Source organism: Streptosporangium longisporum, from assembly GCF_039534895.1.
Classification (GTDB): domain Bacteria; phylum Actinomycetota; class Actinomycetes; order Streptosporangiales; family Streptosporangiaceae; genus Streptosporangium; species Streptosporangium longisporum.
The window spans coordinates 828,029-841,428 of record NZ_BAAAWD010000015.1 but is presented as its reverse complement, the minus strand read 5'-3'; the positions used below and the strand labels follow the sequence as shown (position 1 = coordinate 841,428).

Annotated in this window: 16 protein-coding genes and 1 other RNA gene; 8 read left to right on the top strand and 9 right to left on the bottom strand. The window is 69.9% G+C overall.

Annotated features, from left to right (window positions below):
- Window positions 1-27: 27 nt before the first annotated feature.
- On the bottom strand, window positions 28-1,092 hold the full coding sequence (locus ABD832_RS30040) for a dipeptidase (RefSeq protein ID WP_344901639.1): 1,065 nt from the start codon (window positions 1,090-1,092) through the stop codon (window positions 28-30).
- A 184-nt stretch (window positions 1,093-1,276) separates the two neighbouring features.
- Window positions 1,277-2,740 (bottom strand): flavin-containing monooxygenase, encoded by a 1,464-nt coding sequence (locus ABD832_RS30035; protein WP_344901636.1) that lies wholly within the window; start codon window positions 2,738-2,740, stop codon window positions 1,277-1,279.
- A 78-nt stretch (window positions 2,741-2,818) separates the two neighbouring features.
- Here ABD832_RS30035 and ABD832_RS30030 point away from each other — a divergent pair, with 78 nt between their 5' ends.
- The 4 genes from ABD832_RS30030 to rnpB all read left to right on the top strand — a co-directional run bounded on the left by ABD832_RS30030 (window position 2,819) and on the right by rnpB (window position 6,291).
- Window positions 2,819-3,655, top strand: coding sequence for a Nif3-like dinuclear metal center hexameric protein (locus ABD832_RS30030; RefSeq protein ID WP_344901633.1), 837 nt, complete (start codon window positions 2,819-2,821; stop codon window positions 3,653-3,655).
- On the top strand, window positions 3,652-4,392 hold the full coding sequence (locus tag ABD832_RS30025; protein ID WP_344901631.1) for a zinc ribbon domain-containing protein: 741 nt from the start codon (window positions 3,652-3,654) through the stop codon (window positions 4,390-4,392). Before ABD832_RS30030 ends, ABD832_RS30025 begins: the two co-directional genes overlap by 4 nt.
- Window positions 4,389-5,777 (top strand): bifunctional RNase H/acid phosphatase, encoded by a 1,389-nt coding sequence (locus tag ABD832_RS30020; protein ID WP_344901629.1) that lies wholly within the window; start codon window positions 4,389-4,391, stop codon window positions 5,775-5,777. Before ABD832_RS30025 ends, ABD832_RS30020 begins: the two co-directional genes overlap by 4 nt.
- A 119-nt stretch (window positions 5,778-5,896) precedes the next feature.
- Window positions 5,897-6,291, top strand: an RNA gene (rnpB, locus tag ABD832_RS30015) — RNase P RNA component class A.
- Between the two features lie 30 nt (window positions 6,292-6,321).
- Here rnpB and ABD832_RS30010 read toward each other — a convergent pair.
- Complete coding sequence (locus ABD832_RS30010) at window positions 6,322-6,840, bottom strand: site-specific integrase (RefSeq protein ID WP_344901813.1); 519 nt, start codon at window positions 6,838-6,840, stop codon at window positions 6,322-6,324.
- Window positions 6,841-7,262: 422 nt separating this feature from the next.
- Here ABD832_RS30010 and ABD832_RS42350 point away from each other — a divergent pair, with 422 nt between their 5' ends.
- From ABD832_RS42350 to ABD832_RS30005, 3 genes are read left to right on the top strand one after another with little or no spacing between them, the layout of a single operon-like run.
- Window positions 7,263-7,613, top strand: coding sequence for a helix-turn-helix domain-containing protein (locus tag ABD832_RS42350; RefSeq protein ID WP_413224424.1), 351 nt, complete (start codon window positions 7,263-7,265; stop codon window positions 7,611-7,613).
- A 17-nt stretch (window positions 7,614-7,630) separates the two neighbouring features.
- The gene (locus ABD832_RS42345; protein ID WP_413224458.1) at window positions 7,631-7,828 is read left to right on the top strand and encodes a helix-turn-helix domain-containing protein; all 198 of its coding nucleotides are present in this window, start codon (window positions 7,631-7,633) and stop codon (window positions 7,826-7,828) included.
- Window positions 7,753-8,355, top strand: a complete 603-nt coding sequence (locus ABD832_RS30005) for an IS630 family transposase (protein WP_344901626.1) — start codon at window positions 7,753-7,755, stop codon at window positions 8,353-8,355. Before ABD832_RS42345 ends, ABD832_RS30005 begins: the two co-directional genes overlap by 76 nt.
- Window positions 8,356-8,386: 31 nt before the next feature.
- Here the strand turns inward: ABD832_RS30005 and ABD832_RS30000 are convergent, their stop codons facing one another.
- The gene (locus tag ABD832_RS30000) at window positions 8,387-9,247 is read right to left on the bottom strand and encodes an SDR family oxidoreductase (RefSeq protein WP_344901623.1); all 861 of its coding nucleotides are present in this window, start codon (window positions 9,245-9,247) and stop codon (window positions 8,387-8,389) included.
- A gap of 152 nt (window positions 9,248-9,399) precedes the next feature.
- Between ABD832_RS30000 and ABD832_RS29995 the strand changes: the two genes are divergently transcribed.
- Complete coding sequence (locus ABD832_RS29995; RefSeq protein WP_344901620.1) at window positions 9,400-9,804, top strand: winged helix-turn-helix transcriptional regulator; 405 nt, start codon at window positions 9,400-9,402, stop codon at window positions 9,802-9,804.
- A 100-nt stretch (window positions 9,805-9,904) separates the two neighbouring features.
- Here ABD832_RS29995 and ABD832_RS29990 read toward each other — a convergent pair whose 3' ends face one another.
- The 5 genes from ABD832_RS29990 to ABD832_RS29970 form a co-directional block, all read right to left on the bottom strand.
- Entirely contained in the window at window positions 9,905-10,189 is a 285-nt protein-coding gene (locus ABD832_RS29990; RefSeq protein WP_344901617.1) for a hypothetical protein, read from the bottom strand.
- Between the two features lie 130 nt (window positions 10,190-10,319).
- On the bottom strand, window positions 10,320-10,481 hold the full coding sequence (locus ABD832_RS29985; RefSeq protein WP_344901614.1) for a hypothetical protein: 162 nt from the start codon (window positions 10,479-10,481) through the stop codon (window positions 10,320-10,322).
- Between the two features lie 206 nt (window positions 10,482-10,687).
- A complete protein-coding gene (locus ABD832_RS29980; RefSeq protein ID WP_344901612.1) occupies window positions 10,688-11,062 on the bottom strand; it encodes a hypothetical protein in 375 nt (124 codons plus the stop codon).
- Window positions 11,063-11,208: 146 nt separating this feature from the next.
- Window positions 11,209-11,886, bottom strand: a complete 678-nt coding sequence (locus tag ABD832_RS29975; protein WP_344901609.1) for an SMI1/KNR4 family protein — start codon at window positions 11,884-11,886, stop codon at window positions 11,209-11,211.
- A gap of 630 nt (window positions 11,887-12,516) precedes the next feature.
- On the bottom strand, window positions 12,517-13,038 hold the full coding sequence (locus ABD832_RS29970) for a hypothetical protein (RefSeq protein ID WP_344901606.1): 522 nt from the start codon (window positions 13,036-13,038) through the stop codon (window positions 12,517-12,519).
- Between the last annotated feature and the right edge of the window lie 362 nt (window positions 13,039-13,400).

Sequence of the window (13,400 nt, the reverse complement as noted above, 5' to 3'; positions counted from 1 at the left end):
GCCGGTCGCGCGGGCCGCGACGGTCCGTCACCGGTCGCCGGGCCGGCCCAGCTCGGCGCGGAAGAACCGGTGCACGTTCCCGCCGATGATCTTCGTGATCTCCTCGTCGGCGAAGCCGTGCTTGAGCAGGGCCTCGGTGACCAGCGGCAGCCCGCCCGGGCCGGCGAGCCCCGGCACGGCCGCGAACGCGTCGATGCCGTAGTCGTCCTCGCAGCACGGCGGCTTCACGTCGTGCATGACCTCGCGGATGAAGTCCGGCCCCAGGCCGACGTGGTCGATCCCGGCGACGCCCGCCACGTGCTCGATGTGGTCCACCAGCCGGTCCAGGGTGTACTCGGCGGGATCGGCGGACAGCAGGGCGGCCAGGAAGTTCACGCACACCACGCCCCCGGTCGCGGCCACCCCGCGCAACTGCTCGTCGGTGAGGTTGCGGTGGTGGTCGCGCAGCGCGCGGGCCGACGAGTGGGTCGCCATCACCGGCCGGGCCGCCAGCTCCAGCACGTGCTCCACCCCGCTGGCGCCCAGGTGGGAGACGTCGAAGACGATGCCGAGCCGTTCCATCTCCCGCAGCGTCTCCACCCCGGCCGCGGTGAGCCTGCTGCCGGTGGCGTCCTCCCCGCTGCCGTCGGCCAGTGCCGTGCGTCCCCAGTGCGCGATCGAGGCGACGCGCACGCCCAGCCGGTGCAGCGTCGGCACCAGCTCGACGGCGGAGTCCAGCCCCGGCATGCTCTCCATCGCCAGGACGAGGGCGATCCTGCCCTCGGCGAGCGCCTCGTCGACCTGCGTCCCGTCCAGGCAGAGCCGTACGGCGTCGGCGTTCCCCTCGGCCAGCACGTGGGCGCACTCGATCATGCGCAGGGTCTGCCGGAGCGCGCCCTCGGGCCGGTAGGCGTCGTCGACGAAGACGGGCAGCACCTGCACGTTCACCCCGCCCTCGACGAGCTGGGGCAGCCACCGCTCCCGGAAGAACGACGCCCACCGCCGCGGCGGCCTGGCGGTGACGGCCATCAGCAGGTCGTTGTGGGCGTCGGCGACCACGGAGTCGCGGTGCAGGTCGGCGGCCGGGGGGCCGAGGTGCAGGTCGGCGGACACGGGCGGGCCCTTCTGGGTGGACGGCTCTCGTCCGTCCCGACGCTACCGGCATCGTCGCGTCCCCGGCCGTCCGGCGGGCCGGGGCGGAGGATCGGCGGACCGGTGGACTGTGGGCCGATGGCCGGTGGGCCGGTGGGCCGGTGGGCCGCGGGATCGGGGGCCGGGGTGGGGGTGGGGGTGGGGGTCAGCGGGCGAAGCGGAAGGCGTCCGGGCGCGGGGCCCTGGTGATGCGGCGGTAGAGCATCGTCGTCCCCGGCCAGTTACCGGTCACCCGGCCGGCCTCGTTCTTGTACCAGCTCCTGCAGCCCGCCTGCCAGACCATGCGGCTCATGGCCCGGTCCAGGCTCCGCCGCCAGGTGGCCATCGCCTCCGGCCTGACCTCCATCGGCCCGCGCTCGGCCAGGTGCGGCAGGCACCCCATGATGTAGCGGACCTGGCACTCGATCATGAAGACGATCGAGTTGTGACCCAGGTTGGTGTTGGGCCCGTACAGCAGGAACAGGTTGGGGAAACGCGGGACGGCGATGCCGAGGTAGGCCTCGGCGCCATCCCTCCACTCCTCGGCCAGCACCCGCCCGCCGCGCCCGGTGATCCGGACCGGGGCCAGGAACTCGGTGGTCCGGAAGCCGGTCGCGTAGACGATCACGTCGGCCTCGCGGAGCCCGGCGACGGTCCGCACGCCCTCCGGGACGATCCGGACGATCGGGTCGGTGACGACGTCCACGTCGGGGCGGGCCAGCGCGGGGTAGAACCCGTTGTCGATGACGACCCGCTTGCAGCCGACCGGGTAGTCCGGGGTCAGCCTGGCGCGCAGCTCCGGGTCAGGGACCTGCGCGCGCAGGTGATCCAGGGCGCGCCTGCGCACCAGGTCGGCGCTCCACCCCCCGGCCAGGGCCGGGTACAGGGTGTGCTCGCCGTAGCGGTACACCCATTCGCGGTAGGCGCGCTGCAGGAACGGCACGCGGTGCAGGGCCGCCCGCATACGGGGACCGAAGACGGCGTCCGGTTTGGGGATGACCCAGCTCGGGGTCCGCTGGAAGACGTCCAGGTGAGCGGCGACCTCGGCCACCTTCGGGACGAACTGCGCGGCCGAGGAGCCGTTCCCGATCACGGCCACCCGGCGGCCCGTCAGGTCCTGGGAGTGGTCCCAGCGGGCCGAGTGGAAGGCCGCCCCGGCGAACGCCGACATTCCCGGGATGTCGGGCAGGTGGGGCCGGTTGAGCTGCCCCATGGCCGACACCACCACGTCGAACACCTCCTCCCCGTCCCCGGCATCGTCCCCGGCGCCGCTCACGGTGCGCACCCGCCACCGGCCCGACGGCTCGTCGAAGGTGGCCGAGACGACCTCGGTGTTCAGCCGGATGCGCGGGCGCAGGCCGTGGGCGTCGGCACATCGTCGCAGGTAGTCCAGGATCTCCGGCTGCCCGGGATAGCGGCGCGTCCAGCTGGAGTACTTCTCGAACGAGAAGGAGTACAGGTGTGAGGGGATGTCGCAGCCCGCCCCCGGATAGGTGTTGTCCCGCCAGGTGCCCCCGACGTCCGGCCCCTTCTCGAAGATCGTGTACGAGCGGATGCCGGCCTTCTCCAGCCGGATGGCCATGCACAGCCCGCCGAATCCGGCACCGATGATCGCGATGTTCGGGCTCACAGGCGCCCTCCGGGGGTCAGCATCCACTTACATTAGGCGCTCGGCCGGGATCGGGGAATAGGCCGGTAGTCTGCGCAGGTGCCTACGCTTGCCGAGATCGTCACGGAGCTCGAGACCCGCTATGACCCGCGCTGGGCGGAGTCGTGGGACGCGGTCGGGCTCGTCTGCGGGGACCCCTCCGCCGAGGTGCGCCGCATCCTGTTCGCGGTCGACCCGACGGCCGCCGTCGCCGAGGAGGCCCTCGACTGGGGTGCCGGCCTCATCGTCACCCACCACCCGCTCTACCTGCGCGGCACCACCAGCGTCGCGGCCACCACCCCCAAGGGCCGCCTGGTCCACACCCTGGTCAGGAACGACGTCGCGCTCTTCGCCGCGCACACCAACGCCGACGTCGCCGACCCCGGGGTCTCCGACGCGCTGGCCCGCGCCGTCGGCCTGACCGGCCCGCTCGTGCCGCTCAGGCCCGCCGACGACGACCCCCGCCGCGGCCTGGGCCGGATCGGCTCGCTGCCCGCCCCCGTACCGCTCGCCGAGTTCGCCCGGCAGGCCGCCCGCGGGCTCCCCGCCACCGCCGGCGGCCTGCGGGTCGCCGGCGACCCGGCCCGCCCCGTACGGAGGGTCGCGGTCAGCGGGGGAGCCGGGGACTCGCTGCTCGGCACGGCCCGCGCCGCCGGTGTGGACGTGTTCCTCACCGCCGACCTGCGCCACCACCCGGCGAGCGAGTTCGTCGAGGACCCCGGTGCCCCCGCGCTGATCGACGCGGCCCACTGGGCCACCGAGTGGCCCTGGCTCGCCGACGCGGCGGGCCATCTCACGTCCGCGATGGCCGCCCGGGGGATTAATGTTGAGACGCGCGTATCCGAGACGGTCACGGACGCCTGGAACACAACAGCAAAGTGCGAGGATTTCACGTGAAAGCAGCCCCTGCGGCCCAGAAGCGTCTGCTTGACCTGGCCGAACTCGACTCCGCCCTCGACCGGCTGGCCCACCGCCGCCGCACCCTGCCGGAGCTGGCGCAGATCGACGAACTCTCCGCCCGTATCGCCCGCATCGCGACACAGGTGATCGCCGCCGAGACCGAGTCCGGGGACCTCGCCCGCGAGCAGACCAAGGCCGAGGCCGACGTCGACTCGGTCCGCAGCCGCGCCATGCGCGACCAGAAGCGCCTCGACTCCGGCCAGGTCTCCTCCCCCAAGGACCTGGCCAGCCTCCAGTCCGAGATCGCCTCCCTGAGCCGCAGGCAGAGCGACCTCGAGGAGGTGGTCCTGGAGATCATGGAGCGCCGCGAGACGGCCGACGAGCAGGCCGCCAGGCTCGTGGCCGAGCGAGACGAGCTCGCCGGCACCCGCGGCACCGCCGAGGACCGCAGGGACGCCGCGTTCGCCGAGATCGACAAGGAGAGGGGCGAACTCCAGGCCAGGCGCGAGGAGGTCGCCGGCGACATCCCGGCCGACCTGCTCACCCTCTACGGCAAGCTCCGCGAGCAGTTCGGGGTGGGCGCCGCCATGCTGCAGGGGGCCCGCTGCCAGGGCTGCCGCACGAGCCTGTCCATCGCCGAGATCAACCGCATCAAGGCCGCCTCGCAGGAGGAGGTCATCCGCTGCGAGGAGTGCCGCCGGATCCTGGTCCGCACCGCGGAGTCCGGCCTGTGACCTCGCCCGTGACCTCGTACGTCATCGAGGCCGACGGCGGCTCCCGGGGCAACCCCGGACCGGCCGGGTACGGGGCCGTCGTCAAGGACGCCGCCGACGGCCAGATCCTGGTCGAGACGGCCGAGGCGATCGGTACCCAGACCAACAACGTCGCCGAGTACCGGGGGCTCATCGCGGGCCTGGCCTGCCTGCTCTCCCTGGCCGGGGACGGCGCCAGGGTCGAGGTGCGGATGGACTCCAAGCTGGTCGTCGAGCAGATGGCCGGCCGCTGGAAGATCAAGAACGAGGGCCTGCGCCCGCTCGCCCTGGAGGCCGGTGCCCTGGCCAGGCGCCTGAAGGTGACCTGGCGCTGGATCCCGAGGGAGAAGAACAAGGACGCCGACCGCCTGGCCAACGAGGCCATGGACGCCGCCGCCAAGGGACGTCCCTGGTCCCTGTCGGCGTCGTCGGCGTCCTCGGGCGCGGTGGCGGGGACGTCGGCCGCCCCGGCCGCGAGGTCGGCCGAGGGCGCGAGGGGAGCGTCCGGCTCGTCCGGCTCTTCCGCGGGGACGTCGGCGGCCTCGTCCGCGCCACGGGCGTCCGGGGCCGGAACGTCCGGTGGCCGGTCCTCCAAGAAGAGCGCCCCCGCCACCGTCACCGGCGCAGGGCCCGCCGAGAACCTGCTCCTCTTCGACACCGACACCGACACCGAGGTCGCGGAGGCACCCGCGAGGGCGGAGCGGAAGGCCACGTCGACGAGCCCGGGCACCGGCTGGCGCCCGCCCACCTCCGTCGCGACCTCGATGTACCTGCTGCGGCACGGCGAGACGCCGTTCTCGGTCGAGCGCAGGTTCTCCGGGCTCGGCGACCCCGAGCTCACTCCCAACGGCGTGGCCCAGGCCGACGCCGCCGCCGCGAAGCTGGCGAAGGAGTCGTACGGCCTCCAGGTGATCGTCAGTTCCCCGCTCAGGCGCGCCCGCGCCACCGCGGAGGCCGTCGCGACCAGGGCCGGCCTGGACGTCGTCGTCGAGGAGGGGCTCAGGGAGACCGACTTCGGCGACTGGGAGGGTCACACCTTCACCGAGATCCAGCGCCGCTGGCCCGACGAGCTCGCCACCTGGCTGGCGGACCCGTCCGCCGCGCCGCCGGGTGGGGAGAGCTTCGGGGTGGCGGCGCGGCGGATCGAGGCGACCAGGGACCTGCTGATCGAGCGCTACGAGGGCAAGACGATCCTCGTCGTCTCCCACGTCACGCCGATCAAGATGCTGGTGCGGTTCGCGCTGCTGGCCCCCCTCGCCGCGCTGTACCGCATGCACCTCGACCTGTCGGCCCTGTCCCTGATCGAGTACTACGCCGACGGCCCGGCGGTGGTGAAGACGTTCAACGACACCTCGCACCTGCGCTGAACCGGCGGTCCCGGGTCCTGCTCGCGTGCCCCCGTCCCGCTCGATCCCCGTTCCGGCGCGGGCCTCTTGCCGCCCGGTTGGAGCCCACGTGGGAGCCGATAGGCTTGGATCACGGCGGACGAGCCGGCCGGGCGGCCGCGTCGGGCCTCTCCGGAGGCCCGCCGAGGAAGGTCCGGGCTCCACAGGGCAGGGTGGTCGGTAACGCCGACCCGGGGTGACCCGCGGGAAAGTGCCACAGAGAACAGACCGCCTCGTCGCGAGACGGGGTAAGGGTGAAACGGTGGTGTAAGAGACCACCAGCGCCCACGGTGACGTGGGCGGCTCGGTAAACCCCACCCGGAGCAAGGTCAAGAAGGGGCGCTCCCCGGAGCGTCCCGCGCGCGACGTTCGAGGGCTGCCCGCCCGAGCCGCGCGGGTAGACCGCTTGAGGCCGCCGGCAACGACGGCCCTAGATGGATGGTCGCCCCTTCACGCGAGTGAAGGACAGAACCCGGCCTACAGGCCGACTCGTCCGCCTCTAAGGCCCTGACCTGCGACGGAGCATTCACTTCGTGCCCGTGTTCCGCTGCTGTTCCGTCAGCGCCGGAATGGTCATGCTTTCGATGGCGCCGCGCCCAAGATCCTCATCGTCGGGGAACAGATGTCCATACGTGTCCATGGTCTCGCTGATCGTCGCGTGACCAAGCCTGGATTGGATCACCTTCGGGTCGAGGTTCGCCCGGATCAGACTCGATGCGTAGAAGTGTCGGAGATCGTGAAACCGGGTCCCTTTCGGTAGGTCGGCGCCCTCGACTGCTGCGGACCAACATGTCCAGAACGAAGACCTCTTGACCGGCCGCCGACACCGGTTAGTGATCGGCACATCGTTGGCGCCCGGCTCGAACCTTTGCATGTGTGCAGTGATCTCGGCGAGGACCAAGTCGTCCGCCGGGACAAACCGCTTCGATGCCTTGGTCTTCAACGGCGACAGTTGACCGCGCTGCATCTGCTGGTGAACGTGAGCCCGACGTCGGAGAAAGTCCACCTTCCCCGTTGTGAGACCGAGGGCTTCCCCCTCTCGCAGGCCGAGACCCGCCCCAAGTCACACAGCCAGCCTGTACCGGGGCGTGATCGTCTCCGTCAACGCCAAGACCGCAGCTACAGGAAGCGGCTCGACCACACGCGGCTCAATCCGGGGGAGTGGCACCCGTGAGCAGGGATTCGCCGGAACTACGCCGTCATCTACTGCGGACTGCATCAACGCCCGCACCACGGCGAAGCCGCTGCGGAGCGTTTGGCATGAACGAGCTTGGCGTCCGCTTCCGAACCTCAAGTCGTGATCGTTCCGCCAATGATGCGCTGCACCTCGGCCAACCTCGCTCCGTCGTCACAGATCACCGCCTACGTATCGCCGAAGACGATGAGCGGAACGAACCCAAGCTCTCGGGATGAGTCCGTTACTGAGGTTGAACTCGTGATGTCGTAGGGGCTGATGGCTCGTCGTCCGTGCGGTATCACCGGGGCGTGCGGTATGCACAAGGAGGCGGACTGACTGCCGAACGGCGGCAGTTCCGCGAGGAGTTACGACTCAAGGCGGCCGAGCGGTTCGCCCAGGGCGAGGCGACCTCGGTCATCGCCAAGGCCCTGCGCGTCAACGTCCGCTCGGTACAACGGTGGCGGCAGAAGTGGGAGGAGGGCGGTCCGCGGGCCCTGCGGTCTCAGGGGCCGGCATCGCTTCCTGAGGTTCCCCTCGTAGCCAGGAGCAGTTCGCGCAGTTGGAGGCGGAGCTGGCCAAGGGGCTGGCTGCGCACGGCTGGGAGGACCAGCGCTGGACACTGGCGCGGATCAAGACGGTGATCGGTCGATGCTTCCACATGGCCTGCACGATCCAGGGCGTGCGGAAACTGCTGGCGCGTAACGGCTGGTCCTGGCAGGTCCCGGCCCGACGGGCCATGGAGCGGGACGACGAGGCGGTGGCCGGGTGGGGCAAGGAGGTGTGGCCCTGCGCGGAAGGCTGGCGGCGGCCCGTGGAGCCTGGCTCGTCTTCGAGGACGAAGCCGGATTCTCCATGACGCCGCCGCACGCGAAGACCTGGTCACAGCGCGGCCGGACCCCGCTGGTGCGGGTCCGCGGCCGCTCCCGCAGGCGGATTTCCATCGCCGCGCTGACCTGCTGTAAAACCGGTCACCGCTCCAGGCTCATCTACCGGCCCCGCCATGACGACGGCCGTCGCGATGGGCGCAAGAGCTTCTCCTGGCGCGGCTACCGGGACCTGTTGATCGCAGCACACCAGCAGCTCGGTGGCCCGATCGTGCTCGTCTGGGACAACCTCAACGTCCACAAGGCTGCCGACCTGCAAAAATTCGCCGAGGCCCGGGACTGGCCGACCATCTACTATCTGCCGCCCTACGCACCCGACCTCAACCCCGTCGAGGGGATCTGGTCCCTCCTGCGACGCGGCTGGCTCTCCAATGTCGCCTTCAGCACCCCCGAACACCTCGTCCAGCGCATCCGGCGGGGCCTACGGCACATCCAGTACCGCAGCGAACTCATAGACGGCTGCCTTGCCGAGACCGGCCTGACGATCAGACCCACCTGAGCAACCCGGCCACATGACGAGTTCAACCTCATTAACGCAGGGCGACCGCGAGGGCTTCGGCCAGGGGCACGGGCGGGCGGCCGATCAGGCGGTGCAAGTCGCCGGAGTCGGTGTACATCTCGCCGCGGTTCATACCGCGGTCAGCGTCAGCGAGGACCTCTGCCAGCTCGGCGGGCAGGCCTGCGGCGGCCAGTACCTGGGCGAAGTCGGCCACCGGGAGGTCAGAGTAGGTAACCTGCTTTCCGGCCGCATCGGTGATCGCAGCAGCGAGCTCGGTCAGGGTGAAGGATTCGTCGCCGCCGAGCTCGTACACGGCGCCGGTGTGGCCTTCAGCGGTGAGGACGACCGCTGCGGCCTCGGCGTAGTCGGCGCGAGACGCGGCGCTGATCCGCCCCTCGCCCGCGGCGCCTACGACCACGCCGTTCTGCAGGATCTGCGGCAGTTGGCTGGTGTAGTTCTCCAGGTACCAGCCGTTGCGCAGCAGCACGCTGGGGATTCCGCGGTCCCGCAGATCCTTTTCGGTCTCGCCGTGCGTGGCACCGATGACGGTGGTGGCCGTGTCCGCGTGCGTCGTGCTCGTGTACGCCACCAGCGACACGCCTGCGGACGCCGCCGCGTCGATCACGCGGCGGTGGTTGGCGACCCGCTCGCCCACGGGGACCGAGGCCGAGATCAGCAGCAGCCTGTCCGCCCCCGCGAATGCCTCGGCCAGGCCGTCGGTGTCCGAGAAGTCGGCGCGGCGTACCGTGATGCCGCGGTCGGCCAGGTCCTTGATCCTGGCGATGTCTCGGCCGGTCGCGATGATGTCCGCGGCCGGGATCCCGCGCCGCAGCAGTGCCTCGATGGTGAGCCTGCCCAGATGGCCGGTGGCTCCGGTGACGACGATCGACATGTTGGTCAATCCTTCCTTCCACGCGTGCCTCGCGCGCTTGCTGCGGTCCGTCCGCAGCGGGTGGAACACAGAATGACCTGGACACTCCCTGTTGGGGAGTAGCCACTTCTTAGTACGGTACTTACCAGACCGAAAGCATTGAGGTGAGCCGCATGGCTGCTGTCGAGAACGTGACCGGGCCCGTACCGTCGTTCGATCCGTACGAGCGCGGCTGCCCGTCGCGGGACCTGCTCGACCAGATCGGCAGCAAGTGGGCGGTGCTCGTGCTGGGCGAACTCGGCCGGAACGGGACCTCCCGGTTCGGCCAGCTCCGGCAGGCGCTGGCGGGCGTGAGCGAGAAGATGCTCACCCAGACGCTGCGCACCCTCGAACGCGACGGGCTGGTCAGCCGGACCGTCTACCCAGAGGTGCCGCCGCACGTGGAGTATGAGCTGACCGCGCTCGGCCAGACGCTGCGGGAACCGCTGAAGGTGCTCACGGAGTGGTCCGTGCTGCACATCGAAGAAGTCATCACCGCCCGCGAAAAGTACGACGACCGCACGGAGCGCACCCGGTGATCGGCGGCGGCCGACGGTCTGGTCACAAACGGCTGCCGCGCCGAGACCGGCCCGACAATCAGACCCACCTGAGCAACCCGGCGACATCACGAGTTCAACCTCAGTATTCAATACTCCATTTAGCTTTCCGACGGGTAGTGCCTCCCACGTGGACGATCCCGCGGAAGACGTCCCAGACCAGCTCGGTTCCCGCGCAACGGTCGCTGTCGATTCTCAGCAGGGGTATCCCCGCCGCCGCCAGGCGCAGGGAGATGTGGTCGGCCTCACGGTCGTCGGCACGCGTGAGGATCAGGACGCACGGAATGCAGTCGTCGTCGTACCGCGCGGGCCGGCCCACGAGCGACTGGAAATCGAGGGACTGCGCGGACAGTGCGGCCCTGAACATCTGCCTTCTCAGCAGAAGGGGGAGATGGTCTCCGCCATCAACGGCTCCGTTCACGAAGCGCGTGCGGGCCGGCGGGAGTCCCGCCGGCCCGCACGTCCGGACTCAGGTGTGGTCGGATTCCGCTACGACCTCAGCAGTGCGTCTTCGAGCACGGCCGCATGAAGGTGGTGAGGTCCCTGCTCGCGTAGGCCGTGAACGTGGCGTTCTCCACGGTGGCCCACTCCTCGAGCAGCTCCCGCCCCTCGCTGTCGGAGATCTCCAGCACCTGCTTGGCCATGTCCTGCACCGTCATCTCGACACCTCCTCCCGATGGGACCGACTCTTACGTCCCTCAGCATCGGTATTCGGTGACCCGTGCAGGTAGAGCAGTCACTACTCATCCGGCCGACCTGGTAATACTCATGAGGACGCGACTTCAGCCGACCCGGTACTCCTTGCGAGGACGCGGCTTTCTGGTCACGACCGGACGGCCGCGGGTCCGGCGGTGATGGCCCTGGTTCAGGAGGCGCGTCTGTCCTCGATGTGGACGACGGTCAGGTCGTGGCCGTCCCGGTCGCGCTTGCCGCGGCCGAAGAGGCCGACCGTGAGGTCGTCGTGGTTCTCCAGCTCACCGGGATCGACATAGGTGAGGATGTCCGGGTGATGACCGGTCACGGCCCAGCCGGATGCGTCGTCCAGGTCGACGGTGGTGAAGTCTCCGGCCGGTGTGCCCGCGCGGACGGGGCCGTACTCCCTCAGGAGGGAGGTCGCCTGCTGCGCGAGGTCCCCGGCCGGTTCCATCAGGATCACGCAGGTTCCGTGGGCGAACAGTACCCAGGACTTGGCGGGGTCCAGCAGACGACGCCAGGTCTCGATCACGGCCGTCGGGTTCATGCGGGGCAGCGTAGCGGCCGGCGACGACAAGTCCGGGAGAACGACGACCCACGACCAGGCCACCGAACACCGATGTCGCTCACAGGGGGAACGCTTCGGCGGCGTCTCGAGGACCGGCCTGCTCATCGTGCTCCCTTCGCCGGCTTTCATTGAACGCCGTGGGACACCTGGTCCTCTGCCGCGCCCAGCCATCGCCGGTACCAGCGGGCGAACCCGAGCGGCTTTCCGTCTTCGTCGAAGAGCGGGCGGAACCCATCGTCGTCGGCGGTGTTGTCCACCCACATCCGGCCCCGTGCCGGACCGTTGACCACCAGGACCTCCCGCAGTGCGCAACCGAGGTGGCACAGGTACAGCAGCCCGATCGAATGCCGAGGGTGATGGACGACCGCGGCGTGCTGCTCCCAGTACGCGTCCTCGGCCGCGGTGAACTCCTCGGCGGAATCGAAAGCCTCCTCGTCAGGCGGCGGGGGTAAGGCGTCGGCCGGGTTGAACGCCTCGATGTGAGGAAACGGCTGGTCCAGCGTGTCCACATCCGTGAGGTCGGCGCCGTCACCCTCCCACTTCCACCGGCCGTCCACGCGCCGCACGGGGAAGAGCCCGTAGGCGGGTCCTGCTCCGCCGCGTCCTGCCTGCAGCAGGAACGACCGGTACTCACCGGGGAGCTCTGTCCGGAGTTGTGCCTCCACCTCGGCCAGCTCATCGATTCCCAACGGCGGCTCAAGGGTCCAGCCGTGGCTCACAGAGCCGAACACCACACCGGCACCAGGGGCGGCCGCCAGTTGTGCAAGCCGTTCGCGTACGTTCGACCAGTCCGAATGCGTCACGGTCGGCACGATACAAGCGTGGGCGATCCGGCCCCCACCCGTGCGCTGATCGCGAAAGTTCCGGTGGTAGGCAAGGTGGGATACTCACCGAATGCCGCTCTACGTTCGTCGTGAGAACACCGGTCACCTCGGTGGGGCCGTGCCGACGCTGGTTGCCGCCAGATGTCGCTCCACGTTCCCCGCTTGATTGGTGTGCCGCGCGATGTTGTGAACACCAACTCGGCCTCCCGCAGGAACGGTTACCGGGGATTGGTCCGATCGATGATCTCGACTGCCTTCGGGGAACTCCTCGAGATGGGTTGTGAGAATGGTCGTGATGCTGTCGGACAGGAGGATCGTGCGATGGCTCTTGGGTGTTATGGGCGGCCCGAGGTAGACCTCATTGCCCTTTGCCGTGCTGGTGACGTGGCAGGGGCGGTAGCCGCAACCACCGGCTGGGCGACGAGGACGGGCAACTGCCGATGTTGACCGTGGCCGGTGACGAGGAGACCGTCACCGTGATCGGCGCGACCGACCTGTTGAACCGCTGAGGTCTGCCGGGTGGTGCGGGCTGGGACCGGCCGAAGAGCCGCAGCCCGGCCCGCGAACGTTCTACTGTGTCCCCGTGACGGCCATCCGGGTGGAGGGCCGTCAGGCCTCGCAGCCGCTCTCGGTCTCGGCGTTGCAGACGTCGAATCCGCCGACGCCGTTGGCGACGTCGATGCCGCCGTTGCCGATCAGGGTGTCGTCGTCGGAGCCGCCGTTGAGGCCGTCCCGGTTTGAGCCGCCGTTCAGGGTGTCCAGACCCGCGCCGCCCAGGATCGACGACTGCAGCGACGTGGAGTTGGTGACGGTGTCGTTGCCCCCAAGCAGCGACGCGTCGATGAACTGGATTCCGCTCCCGGTTCCCAGGCACTGGGCCACGTTGGCGCCGACCTGCGTGCAGCCGGTTCCCGTGCTCACTCCGGACGTGGAGTCAACGGTGATCTTGCCCTGGAGCACCCTGATGTTGACCGTCTCACTGCTGGGCGTACCGACGATGAACAGCGTGCGCCCGCTGACGTGCACGGACGTACCGGCCGCCGCCTGCGCGGGAATCGTGAGCGCGACGGCTGCCATGAGACCGGCCGAGACGACCGCCAAGGCGGTGACAGTGCGGTGTGCGAACGACATCTGGATTTCCCCGTCCAGTGGTTGAATACTTGACGGAACAAATGGAACCGGTCATCTCTCTCCCTGTCCGCGGCTTTTTACCGGTTGAGTGCACCGCTTGGAAGCCCGTTCACCGACATCGGAACGGCGGGTGGTGGCAGCTCCGCTCGCGTCGGCTCGCCAACCCCGCTGACCGTTCGTTGTTGCTTGAGTTCCTCTTCGTCGACGGGGTGTTCGATTCTTTCGGCAACCGCGTTCGGGTCCGTGGCGTCGTGGGCCAGGACCGGCCGAAGAGAAGCTCCGTCGGCTCGATCGGGGCCCCGGGCAGCATACGGCCGTGGACCTTGGCATCCCCACCACGCGCAGTGATCGATGAACCCCAC